At 68.1% G+C, this 26,280-nt stretch carries 21 protein-coding genes and 1 pseudogene; 12 read left to right on the top strand and 10 right to left on the bottom strand.

Going from position 1 to position 26,280, the window contains the following annotated elements; all coding sequences use genetic code 11:
- Positions 1-589: 589 nt before the first annotated feature.
- Positions 590-2,701 carry a M23 family metallopeptidase gene (locus tag QO015_RS15310; RefSeq protein WP_266278378.1) on the top strand — a complete coding sequence of 704 codons (2,112 nt, stop codon included), beginning with the start codon at positions 590-592 and terminating at the stop codon, positions 2,699-2,701.
- Positions 2,702-2,734: 33 nt separating this feature from the next.
- Here QO015_RS15310 and QO015_RS15305 read toward each other — a convergent pair whose 3' ends face one another.
- From QO015_RS15305 to QO015_RS15295, 3 genes are all read right to left on the bottom strand, one after another.
- Complete coding sequence (locus QO015_RS15305; protein WP_266278380.1) at positions 2,735-3,166, bottom strand: hypothetical protein; 432 nt, start codon at positions 3,164-3,166, stop codon at positions 2,735-2,737.
- 139 nt (positions 3,167-3,305) lie between these two features.
- The gene (gene clpB / locus QO015_RS15300) at positions 3,306-5,909 is read right to left on the bottom strand and encodes an ATP-dependent chaperone ClpB (RefSeq protein WP_266278382.1); all 2,604 of its coding nucleotides are present in this window, start codon (positions 5,907-5,909) and stop codon (positions 3,306-3,308) included.
- Between the two features lie 180 nt (positions 5,910-6,089).
- Positions 6,090-6,947: a methyltransferase domain-containing protein gene (locus QO015_RS15295; RefSeq protein ID WP_266278384.1), complete on the bottom strand. Its 858-nt coding sequence runs from the start codon at positions 6,945-6,947 to the stop codon at positions 6,090-6,092.
- Positions 6,948-7,043: 96 nt separating this feature from the next.
- On the opposite strand from QO015_RS15295, the gene QO015_RS15290 reads away from it, so the two are divergent.
- From QO015_RS15290 to QO015_RS15275, 4 genes are read left to right on the top strand one after another with little or no spacing between them, the layout of a single operon-like run.
- Positions 7,044-7,829, top strand: coding sequence for a ComF family protein (locus QO015_RS15290; RefSeq protein WP_370877424.1), 786 nt, complete (start codon positions 7,044-7,046; stop codon positions 7,827-7,829).
- A gap of 44 nt (positions 7,830-7,873) precedes the next feature.
- Positions 7,874-8,131 (top strand): glutaredoxin 3, encoded by a 258-nt coding sequence (grxC, locus tag QO015_RS15285; protein ID WP_266278386.1) that lies wholly within the window; start codon positions 7,874-7,876, stop codon positions 8,129-8,131.
- Between the two features lie 39 nt (positions 8,132-8,170).
- A complete protein-coding gene (locus QO015_RS15280; RefSeq protein ID WP_266278388.1) occupies positions 8,171-9,022 on the top strand; it encodes a carbon-nitrogen hydrolase family protein in 852 nt (283 codons plus the stop codon).
- Between the two features lie 15 nt (positions 9,023-9,037).
- On the top strand, positions 9,038-9,475 hold the full coding sequence (locus QO015_RS15275; RefSeq protein WP_266278390.1) for a DUF1178 family protein: 438 nt from the start codon (positions 9,038-9,040) through the stop codon (positions 9,473-9,475).
- 169 nt (positions 9,476-9,644) lie between these two features.
- Here the strand turns inward: QO015_RS15275 and ubiG are convergent, their stop codons facing one another.
- Positions 9,645-10,385 carry a bifunctional 2-polyprenyl-6-hydroxyphenol methylase/3-demethylubiquinol 3-O-methyltransferase UbiG gene (ubiG, locus tag QO015_RS15270; protein WP_266278391.1) on the bottom strand — a complete coding sequence of 247 codons (741 nt, stop codon included), beginning with the start codon at positions 10,383-10,385 and terminating at the stop codon, positions 9,645-9,647.
- A 204-nt stretch (positions 10,386-10,589) separates the two neighbouring features.
- Here ubiG and QO015_RS15265 point away from each other — a divergent pair, with 204 nt between their 5' ends.
- The 5 genes from QO015_RS15265 to QO015_RS15245 all read left to right on the top strand — a co-directional run bounded on the left by QO015_RS15265 (position 10,590) and on the right by QO015_RS15245 (position 17,749).
- A complete protein-coding gene (locus tag QO015_RS15265) occupies positions 10,590-11,843 on the top strand; it encodes an aspartate kinase (protein WP_266278393.1) in 1,254 nt (417 codons plus the stop codon).
- 146 nt (positions 11,844-11,989) lie between these two features.
- Entirely contained in the window at positions 11,990-14,254 is a 2,265-nt protein-coding gene (ptsP, locus tag QO015_RS15260) for a phosphoenolpyruvate--protein phosphotransferase (RefSeq protein WP_266278395.1), read from the top strand.
- A gap of 5 nt (positions 14,255-14,259) precedes the next feature.
- Positions 14,260-15,330, top strand: coding sequence for a peptide chain release factor 1 (gene prfA / locus QO015_RS15255; RefSeq protein ID WP_266278397.1), 1,071 nt, complete (start codon positions 14,260-14,262; stop codon positions 15,328-15,330).
- Positions 15,327-16,205, top strand: coding sequence for a peptide chain release factor N(5)-glutamine methyltransferase (gene prmC, locus QO015_RS15250; RefSeq protein WP_266278399.1), 879 nt, complete (start codon positions 15,327-15,329; stop codon positions 16,203-16,205). The genes prfA and prmC overlap by 4 nt, the downstream gene beginning before the upstream one ends.
- A 428-nt stretch (positions 16,206-16,633) precedes the next feature.
- Positions 16,634-17,749, top strand: a complete 1,116-nt coding sequence (locus QO015_RS15245; protein ID WP_266278401.1) for a DUF4167 domain-containing protein — start codon at positions 16,634-16,636, stop codon at positions 17,747-17,749.
- 70 nt (positions 17,750-17,819) lie between these two features.
- Here QO015_RS15245 and mutT read toward each other — a convergent pair whose 3' ends face one another.
- The 4 genes from mutT to QO015_RS15225 form a co-directional block, all read right to left on the bottom strand.
- On the bottom strand, positions 17,820-18,221 hold the full coding sequence (gene mutT / locus QO015_RS15240) for an 8-oxo-dGTP diphosphatase MutT (RefSeq protein ID WP_266278403.1): 402 nt from the start codon (positions 18,219-18,221) through the stop codon (positions 17,820-17,822).
- 16 nt (positions 18,222-18,237) lie between these two features.
- Entirely contained in the window at positions 18,238-19,005 is a 768-nt protein-coding gene (locus QO015_RS15235; protein ID WP_266278405.1) for a GNAT family N-acetyltransferase, read from the bottom strand.
- A 1-nt stretch (position 19,006) separates the two neighbouring features.
- The gene (argJ, locus tag QO015_RS15230) at positions 19,007-20,239 is read right to left on the bottom strand and encodes a bifunctional glutamate N-acetyltransferase/amino-acid acetyltransferase ArgJ (RefSeq protein WP_266278407.1); all 1,233 of its coding nucleotides are present in this window, start codon (positions 20,237-20,239) and stop codon (positions 19,007-19,009) included.
- Positions 20,240-20,361: 122 nt separating this feature from the next.
- The gene (locus QO015_RS15225) at positions 20,362-21,312 is read right to left on the bottom strand and encodes a peptidylprolyl isomerase (RefSeq protein ID WP_266278409.1); all 951 of its coding nucleotides are present in this window, start codon (positions 21,310-21,312) and stop codon (positions 20,362-20,364) included.
- Positions 21,313-21,609: 297 nt separating this feature from the next.
- Between QO015_RS15225 and secA the strand changes: the two are divergent.
- Positions 21,610-24,087, top strand: a pseudogene (gene secA / locus QO015_RS15220) (preprotein translocase subunit SecA); the annotation flags it as partial.
- The gene (locus QO015_RS21800) at positions 24,067-24,333 is read left to right on the top strand and encodes an SEC-C metal-binding domain-containing protein (protein ID WP_442358272.1); all 267 of its coding nucleotides are present in this window, start codon (positions 24,067-24,069) and stop codon (positions 24,331-24,333) included. The pseudogene secA and the gene QO015_RS21800, both read left to right, overlap by 21 nt.
- Positions 24,334-24,440: 107 nt before the next feature.
- Here QO015_RS21800 and QO015_RS15215 read toward each other — a convergent pair whose 3' ends face one another.
- Together QO015_RS15215 and QO015_RS15210 are read right to left on the bottom strand one after the other, a co-directional pair.
- A complete protein-coding gene (locus QO015_RS15215; protein WP_266278413.1) occupies positions 24,441-24,830 on the bottom strand; it encodes a TfoX/Sxy family protein in 390 nt (129 codons plus the stop codon).
- 98 nt (positions 24,831-24,928) lie between these two features.
- The gene (locus QO015_RS15210; protein ID WP_266278415.1) at positions 24,929-26,182 is read right to left on the bottom strand and encodes a L,D-transpeptidase family protein; all 1,254 of its coding nucleotides are present in this window, start codon (positions 26,180-26,182) and stop codon (positions 24,929-24,931) included.
- Positions 26,183-26,280: the final 98 nt, after the last annotated feature.

The following is a 26,280-nucleotide window of genomic DNA, read 5'->3' as shown; positions in this document are numbered from 1 at the left end:
TTCGGCGCTATCCACAGATGGTTCCGCGCCTCGCATCATTCAAGGGGGCGCGAGTCCGCCTGAATGGAGCCGGCTCAGCGAACCCGCTTCGCTTGGCCCTGAATCGGGGGCACGCCCGTCTTGGCTGCATTGGAAGATCCCGTCGCCGCGGGTCTGAGCCGGGTACACGCGCTGGGAGTCTTCCCTCTTCCCTCTTCCCTCTTCCCTCTTCCCTCTTCCCTCTTCCCTCTTCCCTCTTCCCTCTTCCCTCTTCCCTCTTCCCTCTTCCCTCTTCCCTTCGGCCGGATATCTCCGAGCCCGTTCGCGCGTTGGGCCATATTGATGACACGAAGAGGGGCGAGGCAGGACGCTGCGTGGTTGTCGCTCCTCCCGGGACGACAGCTCCCGCAAGCCACATCGAGGCCATGTCGCGGCGCGGATCGGCGCGTTGTTCGGGTGGTGCGCTCCCCGAGGGCGCGTTGACTTGGCCGGATCGAAGCGGCAAGTTTCGCTACCTCGCGCGGGGGCGTCGTCTGAGAACTGCCGAAGCGGCCGCCAAGCGGCCCGCCGGCGCGACATCTGGGAGACAGTCGGAGCGGTGAAGGGTCTGGTGCGCGACGCAGCGGCAGGGACGGAGCGCGGAACCGGGATCGACCTCGGCCAGGAGCCGGCGCTGACCGTCGACCCGCGCAAGGGCGCGCCTCAGCGCCATGCCGTTTCGATCCGCTGGCTCACCGGCGCCATCCTGACCGGCCTTACCTCCACCATCCTGATGGGCGGCGCGCTGATGGCCGCGCTCGACGGACGGCACCAACTGGCCGTGGCGCCCGAGATCGGGCGATCGGCCAAGACCGAAAGCGCCGACAGCCTCGGCGGCAGCCAGAAGGGCGACCGCATCCGCCCGGCGCGCGAGCCCGTGTCCGACCGGCAGGTCATCCAGGTCTCGACGGTCACCCGCCAGGGCGATCGCGACCTCATCAAGATGAAGCCCTTCGCGCGCATCACGACGACACTCGCGACCGCGATCACCGATCTTTCCGCCGACGCGCCGCGTTTCGATCCGATGAAGCTCGCCGCGGCCGATGCCGATCCCGGTCCGCCGCCACCCGCGGCGGCGCCGAGCGGAGACAAGCTCGGTGTCGTCAGCGACGAGGGTGCATCGGGCGACGGCGAGGACGGCGTTCCGGTGGATGCCGCCGACGGCGCGCTCGGCAGCGGCGACGACATCGATGCCGCGGCGGCCGACGCAGTGCCCCCGGAGCCGACCGGCCCGGAACAGATCTATGGCGCCAATGTCGAGGGCGAGGTGTCCGTCAAGGTGACGCCGATGCCGCTCGACATGCCGCTCGCCAAGGACGAGGAGACGCTCGGCGTCGCCGAGGCCGAGGAAGCGGCCCGCAGCCTCGCCCCGGCTGCGCCGGCAGCGCTCGCCGCGATGCCCTATGTCGATCCGGAGCGCTTCAGCTTCGGCGACACCGGACCCGACCCCTTCGCCGCGCTCGGCGTGAAGATCGTGCCCGAGAACGTCTCCTTCGTCGCCAAGTCGGCGCCTGTCAACGAGACGGAAGAGCGAATCATCAGCATCGACAAGAAGGACGACCTGCAGTCCTTTCTCGTCGGCAACGGGCTCGACAAGCAGGATGCCGATGCGGCGGCAGCCGCGCTCGGCCAACTCGTCGATCTGGCGGAGCTGAAATCGGGCGAGAAGCTCAGGGTGCTGGTCTCGCATGAGGGCGAGGCGGTCAAGATCCTCCGCCTGTCGCTCTATGACCAGGGCGTGCATCAGGCGACGATCGCGCGGCGCGACGACGACAGCTTCGTGCGCGCCGACGAGCCGGAAAGCTCGACCGACGAGTTCGAGACCGCCGACCAGCCGGACGAGACGGATGGCAGCGGCCCGATGCCGACGCTCTATTCCTCGCTCTACGAGACGGCGCGCGAGCAGCAGATCCCCGAGCCGCTGATCACCGAGCTGGTACGCATCCTCTCCTACGACGTCGACTTCCAGTCGCGCATATCGCCGGGCGACAGCCTGGAGGTGTTCCATTCGCTGCCCGAGGCCGGCGCGAGCGATAGCGACGACGAGATCCTCTACGTCGCCATCACAATCGACGGCACGACGAAGCGCTATTACCGCTTCCGTTCGCCCGACGACGGCATTGTCGACTATTTCGACGACGAGGGCCGCAGCGCCAAGAAGTTCCTGGTGCGCAAGCCGATGAATGTCGGCATCGTGCGCTCGCCCTTCGGCTATCGCCGCCATCCGATCCTCGGCTATGTCCGCTTGCATCCGGGCGTCGACTGGGCCGCGCCGCGTGGCACGCCGATCATGGCAGCGGGCAACGGCGTGGTCGAGAAGGCGGGCTGGGCGTCCGGCTACGGCAATTTCACGCTGATCCGCCACACCAACGGCTACGAGACGGCCTATGGTCACCAGTCGTCGATCGCGCGCGGCATCCGCCCGGGCGTGAAGGTGCGGCAGGGCCAGATCATCGGCTATGTCGGGTCCACCGGCCTCTCGACCGGGCCGCATCTCCATTACGAGGTGCGCATCAACGACAAGCCGGTCGATCCTCTGCGCGTGCGTCTGCCGCGCGGGCGCGTGCTGCAGGGCGAGATGCTGGCGCAGTTCGACGCCGAGAAGGCGCGCATCGACACGCTGCTCGGCACGCCGGCCGGATCGAAGCTCGCCTCGGCCAATGGCGAGGCCGCCACCAACTGATCGGCGCCGCCACCGACCGATCGTTGCGGCTCCTCACTCGCCGCGGTTGAACATGAACTCCATGCGGTTCCTCTCGCTGGCGCATGTGCCGCGATAGCGCTCCATCCCGATGGCCGTGCCTGTGCAGATCGTCGGCGGCCCGGCGACGAAATTCGGCGCCGAGAAATTGTCCGATACGATCGAGAGCGTCACGCCCTCCTCGGTCAGCGTGCCGTCGAGCGTCGAGCGATAGGTCGCGACGTCGCGGCCGATGGTGATGCTGCGCTCGCCCTCGGCATGGATATGACCGTCGGCAGCGACATCGACCGTCCAGCGGGAGCCGCGCGCGGCGAAAGTCCAGCGCCCCTCAAGCGACGACGACGCGCAGGCCGCGATCCCGCAGCCGGCCTTTGTCGAAGGCATGGTCGGCGCCGCCTGCGGCGCGGCCGAGACGGTCATCAGCATCGCAGCGAGTTCGACGATCAATGCGGCGTCCTTTCCGAAAGAGGGTGAGGATAGGCCGGACGGCACCGGCCGGGGAGTCACGGGCGCGACGGTCGGCATGAAAAAAAGGCCGGCGCCCTTTCGGACGCCGGCCTCGGTTGTCATGGGTGCGGGAGACCGCTCACGCGGCCTTCGCCGTCTCGCCGCCGCGCGGCAGGAACAGGAGCTTGTCGGTCCCTGCCGTGATCTTGACGGTCGAGCCGTCGGCGATCTCGCCGGCGAGGATCCGATCGGCGAGCGGATCCTGAACATAGCGCTGGATCACCCGCTTCAGCGGCCGCGCGCCATAGGTCGGGTCGTAGCCCTTCTCGGCGAGCCAGGCGCGGGCCGTCTCGTCGAGCTCGAGCGTGATCTTGCGGTCGCCGAGCAACGCCTGCAGCCGCTTCAGCTGGATCTCGACGATCCTGCCCATCTCCGACCGTTTCAGGCGATGGAAGAGAATGATGTCGTCGAGCCGGTTCAGGAATTCGGGGCGGAAATGTCCGCGCACGACTCCCATCACCTGCTCGCGCACCGCGTCGACGTCCTCGTCGTCCCGAAGGTTGGCGAGATATTCAGCGCCGAGGTTGGACGTCATCACGATCAGCGTGTTCTTGAAGTCGACGGTGCGACCCTGTCCGTCCGTCAGCCGCCCGTCGTCGAGCACCTGCAGGAGAACGTTGAACACGTCCGGATGCGCCTTCTCGATCTCGTCGAAGAGAACGATCTGGTAGGGCCGACGCCGAACCGCCTCGGTCAGAGAGCCGCCTTCCTCATAGCCGACATAACCGGGAGGAGCGCCGATCAGCCGGGCCACGGAGTGCTTCTCCATGAATTCCGACATGTCGATGCGCACCATCGCGCTCTCGTCGTCGAAAAGGAACGACGCCAGCGCCTTGGTCAGCTCGGTCTTGCCGACGCCGGTGGGGCCCAGGAACATGAACGAGCCGATCGGCCGGTTCGGATCCTGCAACCCGGCGCGGGCACGGCGGACCGCGGTCGAGACGGCATGCACCGCCTCGGCCTGGCCGACGACGCGTTGCGCCAGTTCGTCTTCCATCCGGAGCAGCTTCTCGCGCTCGCCCTCCAGCATCTTGTCGACAGGAACCCCGGTCCACCGGGCGACGATCTGCGCCACATGCTCCGGCGTCACCGCTTCCTCGACCATGCCAACCTTGCCGTTCTCGGCCTCGGCGGACTCGAGCTGCTCCTTCAGCTTCGGAAGCGTGCCATAGGCGATCTCGCCCGCCTTCTGGTATTCGCCGCGACGCTGTGCGATCGCCAGCTCGTTCTGGGCCTCGTCGATCTGCCGCTTCAGGTCGGCAGCGAGTCCGAGCTTCTGCTTCTCGGCCTGCCACTTGGTCGTCAGCTCGATCGAGCGCTCCTCGAGATCGGTCAATTCGCGCTCGAGCCGCTCCAGACGGTCCTTGGACGCCTGATCGGTCTCCTTCTTCAGCGCCTCGCGCTCGATCTTCAGCTGGATGATGCGGCGGTCGAGCTCGTCGACCTCCTCCGGCTTCGAATCGACCTGCATGCGCAGCCGTGCCGCGGCTTCATCGACGAGGTCGATCGCCTTGTCGGGAAGGAAGCGGTCGGTGATGTAGCGGTTCGACAGTGTCGCAGCCGCCACCAGCGCCGAGTCGGTGACGCGGACCTTGTGGTGCTGCTCGTATTTCTCCTTGATGCCGCGCAGGATCGAGATCGTGTCCTCGACCGTCGGCTCGCCGACGAAAATCGGCTGGAAGCGACGGGCGAGCGCCGGATCCTTCTCGACATGCTTGCGGTATTCGTCGAGCGTCGTGGCGCCGACGCAGTGCAGTTCGCCGCGCGCCAAGGCCGGCTTCAAGAGGTTCGAGGCGTCCATCGCGCCGTCGGCCTTGCCGGCCCCGACCAGCGTGTGCATCTCGTCGATGAACAGGATGATGCCGCCATTGGCCGAGGTGACCTCGGAGAGCACGGCCTTCAGCCGCTCCTCGAACTCGCCGCGATATTTGGCGCCGGCGATCAGCGCGCCCATGTCGAGCGCGAGCAGGCGCTTGTCCCGGAGGCTCTCCGGCACGTCGCCATTGACGATCCTGAGCGCGAGGCCTTCCGCGATCGCGGTCTTGCCGACGCCGGGCTCGCCGATCAGCACGGGATTGTTCTTGGTTCGGCGCGACAGGACCTGGATCGTGCGGCGGATTTCGTCGTCGCGTCCGATCACCGGGTCGAGCTTGCCCTCCCGCGCGACCTGCGTCAGGTCGCGGGCATATTTCTTCAGCGCATCATACTGGCCCTCGGCGCCGGCCGAATCCGCGGTCCGGCCCTGGCGCAGCGCCTCGACGGCCCGGTTGAGCGCAACAGGCGTGACGCCCGCGTCCTTCAGTACCTGCGCGGTCTTGGCGTCCTTCTCCATCGCCAGCGCCATCAGGAGGCGCTCGACGGTCACGAAGCTGTCGCCGGCCTTCTTGGCGAGTTGCTCGGCCTCGGCGAAGACCTTGGCGAGCGGCGCGGCCAGATAGAGCTGCCCCGCGCCACCGCCCGAGACCTGGGGCAGCGCAGCGAGAAGCCGCTCGACCCCGGCGAGGGCGTCGCGCGAGCGACCGCCGGCCTTGTCGATGAGGCCGGCCGCGAGGCCCTCCTCGTCGTCGAGCAGCACCTTCAAAAGATGTTCGGGCGCGAACTGCTGATGCCCGCGCGTCAGCGCCAGCGTCTGGGCGGACTGAATGAAGCCCTTCGCGCGCTCGGAATAGTTATCGAAATTCATAAGCTTCCCTCCTGACCCGTACCGGCAGCCTCCTCGCGAAGCGCGACCGACCGTTCACATCGTTTCGGCGTCGGGCCTTGGTCCGACTGCCGCCGGCGATCCGAAAATCCGCCGGTAGCCCCGATATGGTGTGACATGATGGCAACACCAAGAGGGGCCGGGAGGGATTTTCGTGGCCGGTCAACGCTCCCTTCGCGCCGCTGTCACGGCGTCTTCGAGGCGGGCCGTGGCCGAGCCCGGCTTCAGGGGTTTCGGCTGGCTTTCATGCGGTGCCCAGGCCGACAGCGACAGGAAATCGAAGGTTGCGCGGACCCGGCCGTCGCCATCGGAAAATCGCTCGGCATAGATCGCAGCCGCTCGGCCGGCGATGGCGCGCGTCAACGGCCTCGGATCTCGCTCAGAGAGGATGTTGGAGGCGCCCATGGCGCGGAGGTCGCGCACGAGATGGAACATCGTGTCGTAGCGGACGGTGACCCGGTCCGTGTCCACCACCGGCAGCGCGAAGCCGGCCCGCTGCAGCAATGCGCCGATATCGCGGATATCCGCGAAGGGCGCGACGCGGGGCGCGGTGCCGCCACGGATTTCCGCCTCGGCCGCCGCCAGCGCGATCCGCAGTTCCATCAGCGTCTCCCCACCGACGAGCAGCGCCAGGAACAGCCCGTCACCGGCGAGGGCGCGGCGGATTTGCGCGAGAAGGCCCGGCAGGTCGTTGACCCATTGCAGGGCGAGCGCGCTGACCGCGAGATCGAGCGATGCGGCCTCGATCGGCAGCCGTTCGCCGCCGTCTTCGGCGATCCAGTCGACATGGCGGATCGCCCCGATCTGCGGGCTCGTGGAGAGCCGCTCGGCGAGCAGCGCTGTGGGCGTGCCGAGATCGGCGGCCCGCTCGAAGCGGCGATTGACGGTGGCGAGCCGGTCGGCGAGATCGTCCGCGGCCCGCGCCAGCAAGAAATCGGCCCCGGTAACGGCCAGCCTGCGCGACCGCTCGCGACGGAGCGCCAGAAGCCCGCTGTCGAAGATGATGGGCGCGCCGCTCATCGGATCCTTCCCCTCATGATGTCATCTATATGGGCGCGCCCGCCCGTCCGGTCAAAGGCGCTTCCGTCATGCCGGGAAACGCCCTAGCCTCCCCTCATGGAGAGCCTCGGCATCGACGACGGCGCGTCCGCGCGCCCCGCCTTCCGGAGACGGGCCGCGGGATGGCTCGGCGCGCTGCTCGATCTCGCGATGCCGCCAAGCTGCCTCTGCTGCGGCCGTCCGATGGCCGACAGTGGTGCGCTCTGCCCGGCATGCTGGAGCGCCATCCGCTGGATCGAGCGCCCCTATTGCGAGCGGCTCGCCCTTCCCTTCGGCTACGACATCGGCCCCGGCGCCCTTTCGGCCGAGGCGATCGCCCATCCGCCGCCCTTCGGCCGTCTGCGCGCCGTCTGCGTCTATGGCCGCGAGGCCGGCGAGATGGTCCAGGCGCTGAAATATCACGATCGCACCGAACTCGCCCGACCGCTCGGCGCGATGATGGCCCGGGCGCTCGGCCCGGTCGCCGACGAGGTTGACCTCGTCCTTCCGATCCCGCTGCATCGCGGCCGGCTCTGGCGCCGCCGCTTCAACCAGTCGGCGCTGCTCGGCGCGGCGCTGGCGGCACGGATCGGAAAGCCCTTTGAACCGCAGCTTCTCGCCCGCATCCGCGCCACGCGGCAGCAGGTCGGCCTGAAGGCCGGCGAGCGGGCGCGCAATGTCGAAGGCGCTTTCCGCGTGCCGCCCGCCGCGCGCCCGTCCCTCGCCGGAAAGCGGGTCCTGCTGGTGGACGACGTCTATACGACCGGCTCGACAGTCCGGGCCGCGACACGCGCGCTCGTCAGGGGCGGCGCCGCCTCGGTGGACGTCGCCGTCTTCGCCCGGGTTGTCGAAGGCGTGTCCTGACCCCTATATTGCGCCGCATTCAAACGGTTCGGGGGTCGACGACCATGGCCGATGTGACGATCTACACCCGCCAGGGCTGCGGCTATTGCGTGGCCGCCAAGCGGCTGCTCGACACGAAAAAAGCCGCCTATACCGAGATCGACGCGACCGGCAACCCGGCCCTGAGGCAGGAGATGGTGGAGCGCGCCAGCGGCCGCAACACCTTCCCGCAGATCTTCATCGGCGCCACCCATGTCGGCGGCTGCGATGATCTCTATGCGCTGGACGGCGAAGGCAAGCTCGACGCGCTTCTCGCGTCCTGACCGCCGGCGCCCATTTCTGACAGAACGATGGAGAGGCCCATGACGAGCTTCAAAGCTGCCTGCGTGCAGATGAACAGCGGCCGTTCGGTCGAGGCCAATGTCGCGGCGGCCGAAGAGCTGATCCGGGCCGCCGCCGGTGCGGGGGCGAGCTATGTGCTGACGCCCGAGATGACGACCATTCTCGACCGCGACAAGGCCAACCTCCTGGCGCAGATTCAGCCCGAGGAGATCGACCCCTCGCTGCAGCGCTTTCGCGAGCTGGCGCGCGAGCTCGGCATCCACCTCCATATCGGCTCGATGGCGATCCGCCTGCCCGACGAGCACATCGCCAACCGCTCCTTCGTGATCGCCCCGAACGGCGCCATCGTTGGACGATACGACAAGATCCACATGTTCGACGTCGATCTTTCCGGCGGCGAGAGCTACCGCGAATCGGCGACTTATCGCGCCGGCGACACCGCCGTGCTCGCCGATCTCCCGGAGGCCAAGCTCGGCCTCACCATCTGCTACGACGTCCGCTTCCCCGTCCTGCACCGGACGCTCGCCAAGGCCGGCGCGTCGGTGATCGCGGTCCCCGCAGCCTTCACGAAGAAGACGGGCGAGGCGCACTGGCATGTGCTGCTGCGCGCCCGCGCCATCGAGACCGGCTCCTATATCGTCGCGGCAGCACAGGCCGGCCATCACGAGGACGGCCGCGATACCTTCGGTCACAGCATGATCGTCGATCCCTGGGGCAAGATCCTCGCCGAAGCGGGCGACGCGCCGGGCACGATCATCGCCGATATCGACCCCGCCTTCTCGCTCTCGGCCCGCCAGGCCATTCCCGCACTGCTCAATCAGCGCGATTTCGCACTGCCCGAGATCCCGCAGGTTGGCTCCTTCGCGGGCTGACACCATATTCGGCGCATGATCCGCTACGACCTCCTCTGCGACAACGGCCATTCCTTCGACGGCTGGTTCCGCGACGCCGCTGCCTATGACAAGGCGCATGGCGCGGGGGCCGTCGTTTGCACGATCTGCGGCTCCGCCAAGGTCGAGAAGGCGCTGATGGCGCCGGCGGTCTCGACCGCGCGCTCGAAGGAGGCGCAGCAGCCGGTCCGCGTCGCGGCGCCAGATCCGCGCCAGCAGATGCTGGCCGAGATGCTGCGGAAGGTGCGCGCCGAGGTCGAAGCGAATGCCGACTATGTCGGCCCGCGCTTCGCCGAGGAGGCGCGCCGAATCCACTATGGCGAGGTCGAGGCGCACGGCATCTATGGCGAAGCCTCGATCGCCGACGCCCAGGCGCTTGCCGAGGAAGGCATCGAGGTCTACCCGCTTCCTGCCCTGCCCGAGGACGGCAACTGAACCATCGGTGGACGCGAGGATCCAGGACGAGGGTCTTGCCCGACTGCTTCGTCGGCGCGCATGCGCCCGTTGCCGGTATGCCGCTCCTCAGCCGGGACCATGGCCGCCATGGCAGCCATTTTCGGGGCACTGAACTGGTCACGCCGCACAGGCCGCGACGCTGAAGGCCTCAGTCCCGCGCTCCCGCCAGCATGTAGTTGACGTCCAGGTCGGACGACGTCTTCCAGCGGTCGCGCAGCGGATCGTAGACGACGCCCGACCGCGCCGAGACCGTGACGCCGGCCGCGAGCAGCGCGGTCTCGAGTTCCCGTGGCTTGACCAGCTTCTCGTAGTGATGCGTGCCACGCGGCAGCCAGCGCAGGACATATTCCGCGCCGACAATGGCGAGCATCAGCGCCTTCGCTGTGCGGTTGATCGTCGAGAAGACGATGAGGCCGCCCGGCCTCACCATGCCGGCGACGGCGGCGACGAAGAGATCGACATCGGCGACATGCTCGACGATCTCCATGGCGAGCACGATGTCGAAGGTCTCGCCGGCCTCGGCCAGCGCCTCCGCGGTCGTGGCGCGGTAGTCGATGGCGAGCCCGGATGCGGCCGCATGGGCACGCGCGACGCCGATACTCTCCGGCGAGGCGTCAGCGCCGACCACATCGGCTCCGAGCCGGGCCATCGGCTCCGAGAGAAGCCCGCCGCCGCAGCCGATATCGAGAAGGCGCAGGCCGGCGAGCGGACGCGGATCGGTCGCCATACGGCCGAAGCGGGCTGCCGCCTCGTCGCGGATGAAGCCGATGCGGATCGGGTTGAGGCGGTGCAGCGGCGCGAACTTGCCGTCCGCCGCCCACCATTCCGATGCGATCGCGGAAAAATGCGCGATCTCGGCATCGTCTACGGTGGTCTTCTGGTCGGTCACGGCGAGGCCTCCGGCTGTGCCGGGACAGTCGGGCGCGACGTCGGTGAAGTCAAGGCACGCTCCCCCGATGGCGCACGCACCGCGGCCGACGCGGCCGCGATTGCCGTCAGCCGGCGAAGTCGCTATGAAGGCGCCCGTCCGGCCAGGGGCCGGTCACGTCCCAATATCCCGCGCAGCGCGCGGTCCTGCCCGCAAAGGTTTCCGATGGCCCGGCTGGTGATGAAATTCGGCGGAACGTCCGTCGCCGATATCGATCGCATCCGCAATGTGGCCCGGCACGTCAAACGCGAGGTCGAGGCCGGCTTCGAGGTGGCCGTGGTCGTCTCCGCGATGTCGGGCAAGACAAACGAGCTCGTCGCCTGGACGCGCGCGGCCGCGCCGATGCACGACGCCCGCGAATACGACACCGTCGTCGCTTCGGGCGAGCAGGTCACCTCGGGTCTCCTGGCGATCTGCCTGCAGGAGATCGGCGTCAATGCCCGATCCTGGCAGGGCTGGCAGATCCCGATCCTGACCGATGGCGCGCATGGCGCCGCCCGCATCATGGAGATCGACGGCTCGCGGCTCGTCGAGCGCATGGCGCAGGGCCAGGTGGCCGTGATCGCCGGCTTCCAGGGACTCGCGCCCGACAACCGCATCGCGACGCTCGGGCGCGGTGGTTCCGACACCAGCGCCGTCGCCATCGCCGCGGCGATCGGCGCCGTGCGCTGCGACATCTACACCGATGTCGACGGCGTCTATACGACTGACCCGCGCATCGTGCCCAAGGCCCGCCGCCTCGACCGCGTCTCCCACGAGGAGATGCTGGAGATGGCCTCGCTCGGGGCCAAGGTGTTGCAGGTCCGCTCGGTGGAGCTCGCGATGGTGCATGGCGTGCGCACCTTCGTCCGCTCCAGCTTCGACGATCCCGCCGATCCGCGGCTCGCCGATGCCAGCAATCCACCCGGCACGCTCATTTGCGACGAGGACGAGATCGTGGAGAAGCAGGTCGTCACCGGCATCGCCTATTCCAAGGACGAGGCCCAGATCTCGCTGCGCGAGGTCGCCGACAAGCCGGGCGTCGCGGCCGCCGTGTTCGTGCCGCTCGCCGAGGCCAACATCAATGTCGACATGATCGTGCAGAACGTCTCCGAGGACGGCACGACCACGGACATGACCTTTACGGTTCCGACTGCCGATTTCGACCGCGCCAAGAAGGTGCTGGAGGCGGCGCGCGAATCGATCGGCTATGCCAGCATCCAGGGCTCGGGCGATCTCGTGAAGGTCTCGGTGATCGGCATCGGCATGCGCAGCCATGCGGGTGTCGCCGCCTCGGCCTTCCGCGCGCTGGCCGGCAAGGGCATCAATATCCGCGCGATCACGACCTCGGAGATCAAGATCTCCATCCTGATCGATTCGGCCTATACGGAGCTGGCCGTGCGCACGCTCCATTCGCTCTATGGTCTCGACGCGGCCTGAGGACGGCGTCGGCCAAGCCCTAAAGAAGAGTATATTTCGGCGCGATCTCGTGTCACGAGTGGACGCTGGAGTGGTATTGGACCGACAGTGAGTCGCCGCCCCGGCACGATCCGGGGCTGCCGGATGTTCTTGAGGGAAGGCGGACGATGCGGGGGTCTCTCGCCGGGCCGCGCGTCCTGCTCCGCCGCCTGCGCGAGATCATGGCGGAGCCGATCAGCGCGCAAGACCGGCTCGACAAGATCGTGGCGCAGATCGCGTCCAACATGGTCGCCGAAGTCTGCTCCGTCTATGTGCTGCGGGCCGACGACGTCCTCGAACTTTATGCCACCGAGGGCCTCAAGCGCGAGGCCGTGCACCATGCCGGCCTCAAGGTCGGCCAGGGCCTCGTCGGCCTGATCGCGGCCGACGCGCGGCCGCTCAACCTTCCGAATGCCCAGAGCCACCCCGCCTTCGCCTATCTGCCGGAGACGGGCGAGGAGATCTACAACGCCTTTCTTGGCGTCCCGATCCTCAGGGCCGGGCGCACTCTCGGCGTGCTGACCGTCCAGAATCGCGCTCACCGCACCTATTTCGACGAGGAGGTCGAGGCGCTTCAGACAACGGCCATGGTCCTGGCGGAGATGATCGCGGTCGGCGAGCTCGAGGGGCTCGCCCGCCCCGGCACCTCGCTCGACGTGAAGCGGCCGATCTCCATCAAGGGCAGCGCAATGTCGGAAGGCATCGCCCTCGGCCATGTCGTGCTGCACGAGCCGCGCGTCGTGGTCACCGCCCTCATCGCCGAGGATGCGGAAAAGGAGCGACTGCGCCTCGAGGAGGCGATCGCGCATCTCCGCCTGTCGGTCGACGACATGCTCTCGCGCGATGATATCGCGCTGGCCGGCGAGCATCGCGAGATCCTCGAGGCCTACCGCATGTTCGCCTATGACCGCGGCTGGGCCCGTCGCATGGACGAGGCAATCCAGAACGGCCTTTCGGCCGAGGCGGCAGTGGAGAAGGTGCAGAGCGACACCCGCGCCCGCCTCCTGCGCCAGACCGACCCCTATCTGCGCGAACGGCTGCACGATTTCGACGATCTCGCCAACCGCCTGCTGCGCGAGCTGATGGGCAAGGGCCAGGGCTTCGACCGGGAGGGCATGCCGAAGGACAGCATCATCGTCGCGCGCAACATGGGCGCTGCCGAACTGCTGGACTACGACCGCGACCGGTTGCGGGGCCTCGTGCTCGAAGAGGGCGGCCCGACCAGCCACGTCACCATCGTCGCCCGGGCGCTCGGGATCGCCACCATTGGCCGCGCCACCAACGCCGTCTCGCTGGTCGAGAACGGCGACGCGATCATCCTCGACGGCGATACGGGCGAGGCGCATATCCGGCCGCCGGCCGATGTCGAGGTGTCCTATGGCGAGAAGGTCCGCTTCCGCGCCAAGCGGCAGGCGCAGTACCGCCTCCTGCGCAACAAGCCGGCGGTGACGCGGGACGGCACGCGTATCGCGCTTAACATGAATGCCGGCCTGCTCGTCGATCTGCCGCATCTCTCCGAGGCCGGCGCCGAAGGCATCGGCCTCTTCCGCACCGAACTCCAGTTCATGGTCGCCTCGACCATGCCGCGGATGACGGCGCAGACACAGCTCTATGCTTCGGTGCTGGAAGCGAGCGGCGATCGGCCCGTGACGTTCCGGACCCTCGATATCGGCGGCGACAAGGTCCTTCCCTACATGCGCAATACGCCGGAGGAGAATCCGGCGCTCGGCTGGCGGGCGATCCGCCTCGGCCTCGATCGTCCGGGGCTGCTGCGCATGCAGCTTCGCGCGTTGCTGCGCGCCGGCGCGGGTCGCGAACTGCGCGTCATGCTGCCGATGGTCACCGAGGTGTCCGAGATCGACAGGGCGCGGGCGCTGTTCGACCTCGAGATCGAGCATGCCCGCCGCCATGGCCATTCGCTGCCGAGCCGGATTCTGCTCGGCTCGATGGTCGAGGTTCCGGCGCTGCTCTTCCAGCTCGACGCACTGATGGAGCGGGTCGATTTCGTTTCCGTCGGGTCCAACGATCTCCTGCAGTATCTGACCGCGAGCGATCGCGGCAACACGCAGGTGGCAAGTCGCTTCGATCCGATCTCGCGCCATTTCCTGCGCGCGCTGAAGACGATCATCGAGGCAGCCGATGCGACCGGCAAACCGGCGACGCTGTGCGGCGAGATTGCCGGCCGCCCGCTCGCCGCGCTCGCCCTTGTCGGGATCGGTTTCCGTTCGCTCTCGATGTCCGCCGCCTCCATCGGCCCGGTGAAGGCGATGCTGCTCGCCCTCGATCTCGGCCGGCTCAAGGCGATGCTCGAGCCCATCCTCGCCGGCAGCGGGCCGGACGACGTCGCCGGGGCGCTGCGCGCCTTTGCCGAGGCCGAAGGCGTTCCGATATAAATCTCATGCTTCCTGCCGGACTTCCCTGGGACAAGATCGATCAGCTCGTGACGCGGGCCGAGATCATCGATCAGAAGCTCGCCGCCACCAGCGACGGCGAAGAACTCGTGCGCCTTTCCAAGGAGCGCGCGGAACTGGCCGAGATCGTCGCGAGCGTCGCCCGCCTCAAGGGCGCCAGCGCCGAGCGCGACGCGCTGGACGAGCTGGAGGGCGATCCCGAGATGGCGGCGCTCGCCGCGGAGGAACGGCCGCGGCTCGACGCCGAGATCGAGCGCCTTGTCCAGACCGTGCGTGTCCAGCTCCTTCCCAAGGATGCCGCCGACGAGAAGAGCGCCATCCTCGAAATCCGCGCCGGCACCGGCGGCGACGAGGCGGCTCTCTTCGCCGGCGATCTCTTCCGCATGTATCAGCGCTATGCGGCGCTGCATGGATGGAAGGTGCAGGTTCTCTCCGAAAGCGAGGGCGAGGCCGGCGGCTACAAGGAAATCATCGCCGAGATCAGCGGCCGCGGCGTGTTTGCGCGGCTGAAATTCGAGTCGGGCGTCCACCGCGTGCAGCGCGTGCCGGCGACCGAGGCGAGCGGGCGCATCCACACATCGGCCGCCACCGTCGCCGTTCTTCCCGAGGCGGAAGAAGTCGATCTCGACATCCGCCCCGAGGATGTCCGCATCGATACGACCCGCGCCTCCTCGGCAGGCGGCCAGCATGCCAACACGACCGACACCGCGGTGCGCATCACCCATGTGCCGACCGGAACTGTGATCGTCGTCGCAGGCCGCTCGCAGCATCAGAACCGCGCGCAGGCGATGCAGATCCTGCGTTCGCGCCTCTATGAGGACGAGCGGGCTCGGCTCGACAGCGAGCGCGCTGCCGACCGACGCGGCCAGGTCGGTTCGGGCGACCGGTCCGAACGCATCCGCACCTATAACTTCCCGCAGGGGCGGGTGACTGATCACCGCATCAACCTGACGCTCTACCGGCTCGACCAGATCGTCGCGGGCGAGGCGCTCGACGATGTAATCGAGCCGCTGATCACCGAAAACCAGGCGGCGCTGCTGGCGGCGCTCGACCGATGACGCAGGACGCTGCGACGCTCGGCACGGTGCGCCGCGCGGCAGCGAAGCGCCTTGCCGAAGCGGAGATCGACACGCCGGCGCTCGATGCGCGCATCCTCGTCGCTACCGCCGTCGGTCTCGCGCCGAACGCGCTGCCCCTCAGCGAAGACCGGGCGATTACCGGCGACGAGGCGGTGGCCATCGAGGCGATGCTCGCGCGCCGCGTCGCGGGCGAGCCCGTCGCCCGAATCGTCGGCAGCCGCGAGTTCTGGGGCCTCAGTTTCTCGCTCAATGCCGACACGCTGGTGCCGCGGCCCGATTCGGAAACCGTAGTCGAGGCTGCGCTCGCCTTCGTCGACGAAAGCGGTGGCCGCTCGCGCCCGCTCCGCCTCGTCGATATCGGCACCGGCAGCGGCGCGCTCCTTGCGGCACTCGCCTCAGAACTTCCCCGCGCGACCGGGCTCGGCATCGACCTCTCGCCAGGCGCGGCAACGGCCGCCCGCGACAATGCGGCGCGGCTCGGGCTGGGCGCGCGGCTGCTCTTCGTGGTCGGCTCCTATGCCGATTGCGCAGGCATGGCCGATGTCGTCGTCACCAACCCTCCCTATATAGAGAGTGAGGTCATCGCCGGGCTTGCCGCCGAGGTGCGGGATCACGACCCTCGCCTGGCACTCGACGGCGGCGCGGACGGCCTCGACGCCTACCGGGCGATCATCCCGCAATTGCTGCGCGTCATGGCGGCAGGCGGACGGGCGTTTCTCGAGATCGGCTCGGCGCAGGCGGACGCCGTCACGGCGCTGGCGGGGCGACACGGTTTGGTGGCTTGCGTCCATCGCGATCTCGCCGGCCATGACCGGGTGGTCGAACTTCGCCGCGGAGCCGCTGTTTCACCGTGAAGCCGCCGCAAAATCTCCGCTTGGAAAATCAGAGCGGAACGGCTAGTTTCCGACCCGCCGCAGATGGATATGATGCGCTTCCCGAAGCATCGGCGTGAGTCGTGACCGGGAGCTGCGCGGCGGGGGCCGCCAGATGGCCTGAGGGTCCGCACGGGGTTGGACCCAGATCTGGTTGTCACGGAATCATCTCTGCTCGGCGCGGCACGACCTGACGATTTTGCCTGATGCGCGTTGACCGGTTGACCCGGCACGCCGAGGAACCGCGTTGACGGCCCCTCCGATGGTTTGATCGCGAGCGTGGCGTTACACCGATCGCCGATTCCGGCGCCGCGGCCTGTGTCCGCGACGACCCAGTCGACGGGTTTGCCGACCGGCAGGGCCGGTTCTGGACGTGATTTGACCTTCGAGGGTCACGGAAGAGAAAACTCATGCGACCTGGACAGCAGAACAACAATAACAACAAGCGGATGCGCGGACGAAACCGCAAGGGCCCCAACCCGCTCACCCGCTCCTACGAGAGCAACGGCCCGGACGTGAAGATCCGTGGCACCGCTCTTCACATCGCCGAGAAATACGTGACCCTCGCCCGCGACGCACAGTCGTCCGGCGACCGCGTGATGGCCGAAAGCTATCTCCAGCATGCCGAGCACTATTTCCGCCTGATCGCCGCCGCCCAGCAGGCGCAGAACCCGCAGCCGGGCGTGCCGAGCATCCGCGAGCAGGAAGACGACGGCATCTACGAGGAGGACGATCGCTTCAGCGACCGCTTCGGCCAGCATGATCGCGGCCAGGAAGGCGAGGCTCAGCCCGCCTACGGGCAGAGCGAGCAGCCCTATGTCAACGGGAACGGCAACGGCTACCAGAACGGCCAGCGCGAGCGGAACGACCGTCAGGATTTCCGCGGCGAGAACCGTGAGCGCGGCGAAAACCGCGAGCGCTACGAAGGCCGGGACCGTCAGGAGAACCGGGACCGCCAGGAGAACCGCGAGCGTCCCGAGAATCGCGAGCGCCAGGAAAACCGCGATCGGAACGACAATCGCGAACGCACCGAGAACCGCGACCAGCGTCCGGAAGGCCGCCCCGAAGGCGAGCGTAACGAGGCGCGCGGCGATCGTCCGTTCCGGCAGAACCGCGAAGGTCGCCGCGAACGCGGTGAGCGTGGCGAGCGCCCCGATCGGTCGTCGCTGCCGCGCTTCGTGACCGGCGAACCGCTGGTGCCTGCGTCGTCGCAGGATGCGCAGCCGCAGGACTCTCAGCTGCAGCCCGCCCAGACGCCGGACGCACAGCCGCAGCAGAGCCCAGCTCAGGACGTTCAGCCCGCGCGCGAGCCCGAGGTCGTCTATACGCCGGCTCCCGCTCCGGCTCCCGAGCCGATGGCGGCCGAGGCTGCGGCGCCTGCTCCCGCGCCCGCCGAAGCGGCGGGCGAAGGCGCGGCCGAGGGTGACGAGGAGTTCCGTCCCCGCCGCCGGCGCACGACGCGCACCCGCGCGCGCCGCGCCGACGACGCGGAGCCGACTCTGGCCATCGTGCCGTCCGAAGAATGATCGGCGGAGCGTCCGCGCTCCTCACCAGACACAATGAAAACGGCCGGGCATCGTCCCGGCCGTTTTCATTTCAGAGAAGGTCGATCAGCGGCGCGATCAGCGGCAGGTCGGCCGGCGGCATCGGATAATCGCGGAGCGCCTTGGCACGCACCCATTTCAGCCCCTGCCCTTCGCGGCTCTGGGGCACACCCTGCCAGCGCCGACAGACATAGAGCGGCATCAGGAGGTGGAAGTCCTCATAGGCATGGCTGGCGAAGGTCAGCGGCGCGAGGCAGGCCTCCTTGGTCTCGACGCCGAGTTCCTCGCGAAGCTCGCGGATCAGCGCCGCTTCGGGCGATTCCCCTGCGTCCACCTTGCCGCCCGGGAATTCCCACAGGCCGGCGAGCGACTTTCCCTCCGGCCGCTGCGCGATCAGGATGCGATTGTCGGGATCGACCAGAGCGCAGGCGACGACGAGCAGCAGGCGGGACAAGGGAAAGCCTCGAGGGTCAGGGGGAGCCGGGCGGGCGGCGATAGTGGTAGCGATACTGCTCGGCTAGGCCGAGGCCTTCATAGAGGCTGCCGGCCGGCGCATTGTCGGCCATCACCTGGATGGCGGCGAAGCGGGCACCGCGTTCGGCCGACCAGGCGAGCGCCGCCCGCATGGCGAGCCGGCCGAAGCCCTGCCGCCGCCTCGCGCGATCCGTGACGACATTGAGGAAGACGGCGATACCGTTGGCGTTGACCGCGAGCGCCGCAGCGGCCGGCGTGCCGTCGCGGCCATGCACGACGATGCCCTTCGTCTCGACCGCGATCAGCGACAGGAGGGTCCTGAGCGTCTCGACCGTGCGCCCGTCATAGCCGGCAAGACCGGCCTGGGCGCGATACCAGCGCGGATCGCCCGGATTGAGCAGTCGGATGTCGCCCGCAGGCATTTCGGACGGGCCGAGCCGCATCGCGAGCACGCGGCTCTCGTCGAAGGCGGTCCACTTGAGCGCGTCCAGCGTCTCGACCACCGCCGGCGCTGCGAGCGGCGTGACGCGGAAACACGGCTCGATGCCATGGCGACGCGACAGCGCCGAGAGCAGCGCGATCCGGTCGACGGCGTTGGCCGCATCGCGGTCGTCGAGGCTCTGGAACGAGTTCGAGCGCTTGCTGTAGCCCTGCGCGAAGCGCCAGATCCAGCCGCCGTCATGCACGACGGCAATCGCCGGCCATGCCGTGAGGCAGGCCGCCTCGATCGCGAGCGTCGAGGGCAGCCCGCTCTGTGCGGTCATGTCAGCTCCGGTAATCGCCATTGATGGCGACATACTCCTTGGTGAGGTCGCAGGTCCAGACCCGGGCCTTGCCGTTGCCGAGTGCGAGATCGGCGCGAATGACGATGACGTCGTTCTTCATGTAGGCCGAGGCGAGAGCCTCCGAATAAGCGGGATCGCGCTCGCCTTCATGGGCGACGCGGATGTCGCCGAAATAGATCGACAGGCGGTCGCGATCGGCCGGTTCGCCGGCCTTGCCTACGGCCATGACGACGCGGCCCCAGTTGGCGTCCTCGCCGGCGGCGGCGGTCTTGACCAGCGGCGAATTGGCAATCGACAACGCGACGCGCTTCGCCGACTCGTCGCTGGCCGCGCCGGTGACATGCACCTCGAGCAGCTTCCGCGCGCCCTCGCCGTCGCGGGCGACCTGAATGGCGAGATCGGTCAGTACCTCGTCGAGCGCCACGCGGAAGGCCTCGAGCCGCGGATCGGTCGGATCGGTGATCGCGGGCGCGCCGGCCGCCCTCCCCGTGGCGAACAACAGCAACGTGTCGGAGGTCGAGGTGTCGCTGTCGACCGTGACGGCGTTGAACGAGTGCTGCACGCCCTGCGACAGCAGCGCCTGCAGCGCCGGCGCGGCGATGGCAGCGTCGGTTGCGACGAAGGACAGCATGGTCGCCATGTCCGGCGCGATCATGCCGGCGCCCTTGGCGATGCCGTTGATCGTCACGGGGACGCCGCCGATCGTCACCGTGCGGGTAGCGCCCTTCGGGAAGGTGTCGGTCGTCATGATCGCGCGGGCGGCGTCGATCCACGGGCCCTCGGCGACGCGGCTCGCCGCATCGGGCAGCACGGCTGCGAACTTCGCCGGATCGAGCGGCTCGCCGATCACGCCGGTCGAGGCGATGAACACCTCGTTGGGGCGGCAGCCGGCTGCGGCCGAGGCAAGTGCCGCCTGAGCCTCGGTGGTGGCGCGGCCCTTGCGGCCGGTGAAGGCGTTGGCATTGCCGGAATTGACGACGAGCGCCCGCGCCGATCCGCCGGCCAGCGCCGCGCGGCACCAGTCGACCGGAGCCGAGGGGCATTTCGAACGCGTGAACACGCCGGCCACCGTCGTTCCCGGCTGGAACAGCGCCAGGAACACGTCGCGTCGGTCACTGTACTTGATGCCGGCGGCGGCGGTCGCAAAGGCGACGCCGGCGATCGGCGGCATGTCGGGGAACGGGACGGCAAGCGGCGAGACGGCGGTGGACATGCGATGGATCCATGCGGGACGGGCCGCCTCGCGGCGGCGTGACAAAGGCCGGGTGGTGATGCACCCGGCCTCTTGCAGTGATGTGACGGCGGAGCGGCGCTCCACCGTCGGAGCTGCGGGCTCTACTTGGCCGGAGCCGGCGCCGCGGCGTCCTTCAGCGTCGGATCGACGATCTCGACCTGGTTGTCCTTCCGCAGCTGCGCGATGGCGCTGACATACATGTCCCGCAGCACCATCTGGCGGACCTGATCCTTGACCTGGTCCAGCGTCGGCAGCGGCTGCTGGCGCTTGTCGGTGACCTTGATCACGTGATAGCCGAACTTCGTCTTGACCGGCGTCGTGGTGTACTTGCCGGGCTCGAGCGCGAAGGCCGCGGCCTCGAACTCGGGCACCATCTGGCCCTTGGCGAAATAGCCGAGCTGGCCGCCCATCTTGGCAGAGCCGGGATCCTTCGACTTCTCCTTGGCGAGCGTGGCGAAGTCGGCGCCGCCCTCAAGCTGCTTGATGATGTCGTTGGCCTCGGCCTCGGTCTCGACGAGGATGTGGCTCGCCTGGATCTCCTCCTGCGGGGCGACCTTGCCGATTTCCTCGTCGTAGCGCTTCTTGACGGCCTCGTCGGTCGCCTTGCCGTCGATCTCGACGCGGAAGAACTCGTTGCGCAGCGCGCGCTCGCGCAGCAGCTCGACCCGGGCCTTGAAGGCGTCCGACTGGTCGAGATTGGCGGCGGTCGCGGCCTTCGCCATCAGCTTGAGGTCGATCAGCACGTCGAGGATCGCCTTGCGGCGCTGGTCGGGCTGGACGCGGCCCAGTTCGTCGGCGAGATCCTGCTCGGCGAGGGCGAGGTCACCCTCGGTGATCGCCTGGCCGTCCACCGTCGCGATCACGGTCTTCGGATCGATCGCCGGCGCGGCGGGAGTCGCGGGAGCCGGTGCAGTGGCGGCCGGAGCCGCCGGAGCCGGCGCGGGAGCCGCCGCATCCTGTGCCTCGGCGAGGCCGGCGGCGGCGAAGAGCCCCAGAAGGGCCAGCGCCGGGGCGCCGATCTTGGTCCGCCGCGGCGGGAGACGGAAAGTCATCGGATTGTCCTTTACCTTGGGTCACTCAACTCGCTGGGATCGTCCGCCTCGCCGGCGGCCCCGACCCCATGTGGATCGGCCGCGAATGCGGCATTTAGCGGGCATTCCGGGGCGTCTCGCCCACGTTGACATCCTGGGTGCCCCCTCTTATCTGTCTCGGGTCGCGGCGTCCAGAACGCTGTGGCATTCGAGGTTACGGCGCCTCCGACGGTCTGCGGCCTCGGAGCCCTCGCAAGGATACCCGGCGCCGCCCCTTTTTCCGGTCAACGGCGCCTGTCAACTGTTCAAGGATGGCCCATGGTCGGTCTCGGCTCGCTGGCGCGCAAGATATTCGGTTCGGCCAATGACAGGCGCGTGAAGAGCTATCGGCCTCGCGTCGCCACCATCAACGCCCTCGAGGCCGATTTCCAGCGGCTGTCGGACGATCAGCTCCGGGCGAAGACCGAGGAGTTCAAGCAGAAGATCGCGGCGGGCGCCTCGGTCGACGATGTCTTGAACGAGGCCTTCGCCGTGGTGCGCGAGGGCGCCAAGCGCGCGCTCGGCATGCGCCATTTCGACGTGCAGCTCATCGGCGGCATGGTCCTCAACGACGGCTCCATCTCCGAGATGAAGACCGGTGAGGGCAAGACTCTGGTCGCGACGCTGCCGGTCTATCTCAACGCGCTCGCCGGCAAGGGCGTGCATGTCGTCACGGTGAACGACTATCTCGCCAAGCGCGACGCCGAATGGATGGGCCGGCTGTACCGCTTCCTCGGCCTTTCGGTCGGCGTTATCGTGCACGGCCTCGACGACGACCAGCGCCGCGCGGCCTACGCCTGCGACATCACCTACGGCACCAACAACGAATACGGCTTCGACTATCTGCGCGACAATATGAAGTACGACCTCGGGCAGATGGTCCAGCGCGGTCACCATTACGCGATCGTCGACGAGGTTGACTCGATCCTGATCGACGAGGCGCGCACGCCGCTCATCATTTCCGGCCCGCTCGACGACCGCTCCGAACTCTACAACTCCATCGACACCTTCATCCCGCAGCTGACGCCCGAGGATTACGAGGTCGACGAGAAGCAGCGCACCGCCAGCTTCACCGAGGCAGGCAACGAGAAGCTCGAGCAGCTGCTCTCCGCCGCGGGCCTCCTCAAGGGTGACTCGCTCTACGATGTCGAGAACGTCACTGTCGTCCATCACGTGAACCAGGCGCTGCGCGCCCATCGGCTGTTCCAGCGCGACAAGGACTACATCGTCAAGAACGACGAAGTCGTCATCATCGACGAGTTCACCGGCCGCATGATGCCGGGACGCCGCTATTCGGAAGGACTGCACCAGGCCCTCGAGGCCAAGGAGCATGTGCAGATCCAGCCCGAGAACCAGACGCTCGCCTCGATCACCTTCCAGAACTACTTCCGCATGTATGACAAGCTGGCCGGCATGACGGGCACGGCGCAGACCGAGGCGTCGGAGTTCATGGACATCTATGGTCTCGACGTCATCGAGATCCCGACCAATGTCCCCGTTTCGCGCGTCGACGACGACGACGAGGTCTACCGGACGGCCGCCGAGAAATACAAGGCGATCATCCGCGTGATCCGCGACTGCAGCGAGCGCGGCCAGCCGGTCCTCGTCGGCACGACCTCGATCGAGAAGTCCGAATTGCTCTCCGAACTGCTCAAGAAGGAGAAGGTGCCGCATCAGGTCCTCAATGCCCGCTATCACGAGCAGGAGGCCTATATCGTCAGCCAGGCCGGCGTTCCCGGCGCGGTGACGATCGCCACCAACATGGCCGGCCGCGGCACCGACATCCAGCTCGGCGGCAATCTCGACATGCGCCTCGAGCACGAGCTCGCCGGTGTTGAGGACGAGGCGGAGCGCGCGCGCCGCACCGAGGAGATCAAGGCCGACATCGCGCAGAAGAAGCAGAAGGCGCTCGCCGCCGGCGGCCTCTATGTCATCGGCACCGAGCGCCACGAGAGCCGCCGCATCGACAACCAGTTGCGCGGCCGCTCGGGCCGCCAGGGCGACCCCGGCCATTCGCACTTCTTCCTGTCGCTGCAGGACGACCTGATGCGGATCTTCGGATCGGACCGCATGGACGGCATGCTGCAGAAGCTCGGCCTCAAGGAGGACGAGGCGATCGTCCATCCCTGGATCAACCGCGCGCTGGAGAAGGCACAGCAGAAGGTCGAGGCGCGCAACTTTGACATACGCAAGAACCTGCTCAAATACGACGACGTGATGAACGACCAGCGCAAGGTCATCTTCGACCAGCGCATTGAGCTGATGGCCGAGGCCGATGTCAGCTCCACCGTCGACGGCATGCGCCACGAGGTCATCGAGGACCTCGTCGCCAAGCATATTCCCGAGCGCGCCTATCCCGAGCAGTGGGATTCGGCGGGCCTGCGCGAGGCGCTGAAGGGCGCCATCAATCTCGATCTCCCGGTCGACGAATGGGCGGCCGAGGACGGCATCGCCGATGCCGAAGTGCGCGAGCGCGTGCTGAAGGCGGCCGACGAGACCGCGGCGGCGCGCACCGAGCGCTTCTCGCCCGAGGTGATGCGTCAGGTCGAGAAGGCGGTGCTGCTGCAGACCCTCGATCATCTGTGGCGCGAGCATCTCGTGACCCTCGATCACCTGCGCCAGGTCATCGGCTATCGCGGCTACGCCCAGCGCGATCCGCTGAATGAATACAAGACCGAGGCCTTCGAGCTGTTCGAGACGATGCTGCAGACGCTGCGCGAGGCGGTTACGGCGCAGATGATGCGTGTCGAGATCATGCAGTCGCCGCCGCTGATGCCGGCCGAGGTCGAGGATGTCGAGCCGATCCATCTCGATCCGGTGACGGGCGGCAACGAGCTCGACGAGGCCTTCTTCTCGAGCTTCACGCCGGCCCAGCAGCAGGGTTTCGAGGCGGCGGGCGTCGATCCGAACGATCCCACCACCTGGGGCAAGATCCAGCGCAACGCGCCCTGCCCCTGCGGCTCGGGCAAGAAGTTCAAGCACTGCCACGGCCGCCTCTCCTGAGGCGCTGGTAGGGCTGTCCCCTCTCCCGCGAAGCGGGGGAGGGTCAGGGAGGGGGGTTCTTCCTTCAACCCGGACCTTCCCACACGGCACGAGCACCGCGACGCGCTCTACACGCCCCTCCTCCGCTTCGGCACCTTCGCTTTGGGCGGCAGCGTCCTGACGAAGTCCGCTGCGAGCGCGACCCAATCCTTGAGTTCTGCCGGCGTCAGTCGCGCCGGGTCTACATAGACATAGCCCTCCAACGGCCGGCCGCGCATTTCCATCGGCCGCGTGCCGGGTTGCGCCAGAGCGGCGCCATAGGCGTCTTTACCGACGCGCAGCAGCAGGCCGCGCGCAGGGGAGGCGCCGACCGCCATGTTGCCGTCGATCATGAAGCAGATGCCGCCGAACATCTTCTGTTCGCTGCGCCTCTCGGCGGGGATCTCCACCCTCAGCGTCGCGAGCAGCGCATGGAAGTCGCCGCCATTCGCGCCTTCCCCGCTCGCCTTTCCGGCCATCGTCCCGCCTCCCTCGTTGCCGGAGAGGAAGTCTACGCCCGGCGCGCGGCACGGCAAGGCGCTGCAAACGGAGTCGTAGCAGTCAAGGCGCCGCAGGCTCACCCGAACGGGTTGGGCACCTTCGGGATCTTCTGCTTGATCTTGCCCCACCAGCCGGGTCCGGAGGGCTGCGGCTGTTCTACGACTGGGACCACGGGCCGGATCGGCGAGGCGACCGGCAGCGGCATGCCCGGCGCTGGCGTGCCGCCGATCGAGGCCATGGCGAGCGCGTCGGCGGCGTCGCCAGCCGGTGAGGCCGCGCCGGCGGCCGGCTCGGCGACCGCGAGCGCCGCATTGTCGCCCGCCGCGACAGGGGCAGCGGCGGTCTCGCCGGGCGCGGCGCCGTCAGCAGGAGCAGCGGCGACGGCCTCGACGGGCTTCTGGGCGTTCGCTTCCTTCATCGCGGCGATGCGTGCCGCCTGCTCGGCAGCCTTGGCGGCCGCGATCTGCCGCTCTTCTTCGTATTTCGGCGCCAGCTCGGCGATGAGGACGTCGTCCTTGGCCTGCTTGGCCTTCACCGCCGCGACGAGCTCAGACGAGACATTGAGCGGCGGACAAGGGGCCGACGCATTCAGCCTTGTGCTGGCATTCGCGTTGAAGACATAGCGCTTGCCACACACTCCGACCTTGGGCACCTGCCCGGTGACGACGAAATTGTCGCTGCCCTCCTTCAGCATGACCCAGAACGCGTAGTTCGGGTCATAGCGGTGGCGCGCCATGTTCTCGGGCGTCATGCGGAACGGGAAAAGATGCACCTCGAAGGAGCGCTGGCCGCCGCGGAAGGAGTCGCGCGCCAGCGCATAGATCTCGCCAGCCGCCTCGTCGGTCATCGAATAGCAGCCGGCCGACGAGCAGGCGCCATGAACCATGATATTGGTGCCCGTGCGACCGAGCGCCCGGTCATAGGCGTTGGGAAAGCCGATATTGAAGGAGAGGTAATAGGCCGACTTCGGATTCATCTGGCCTGGCGTGATCGTATAGAACCCCTCCGGCGCCTGGCGGTCGCCTTCCTTCAGCTTTGGGCCGAGCTTCCCGGACCATTTGCAGATCGAATAGGTCGTCAGCAGCTTGTATGAGCCGGAGCGGGTCTTCTTCCAGACCTCGAGCTCGGAACTCTCCTTGTAGCCGCGCACGTAGACCGCCGAGTCGATCGGCATGTCGAGCTCGTGCATCTTGTCGACGAGCTTCTGCGGCACCGGCTTCAGATGCTTGGGCCCGCCATAGCCGGCCTCCTCGCAGGCGGCGAGCAGGAGCCCCGCCACGACGACGAGAACGGCACGGATGAGGCGGCCGGTCAGCGCTTGTCTCAGCATGGACACCCTCAAGGATCGTCTCGCGAGCCGCCCTGGCGGCGCCGCGCGTCAGCCCGCAAGCCTCGCAAATGCACGAGGCATTGGGCCGCTTCGACGGC

This window comes from Kaistia geumhonensis (assembly GCF_030815145.1).
GTDB classification, from domain to species: Bacteria; Pseudomonadota; Alphaproteobacteria; order Rhizobiales; family Kaistiaceae; genus Kaistia; species Kaistia geumhonensis.
The sequence above is the reverse complement of the archived record's forward strand: the minus strand, read 5'-3'. Positions and strand labels throughout refer to the sequence as shown.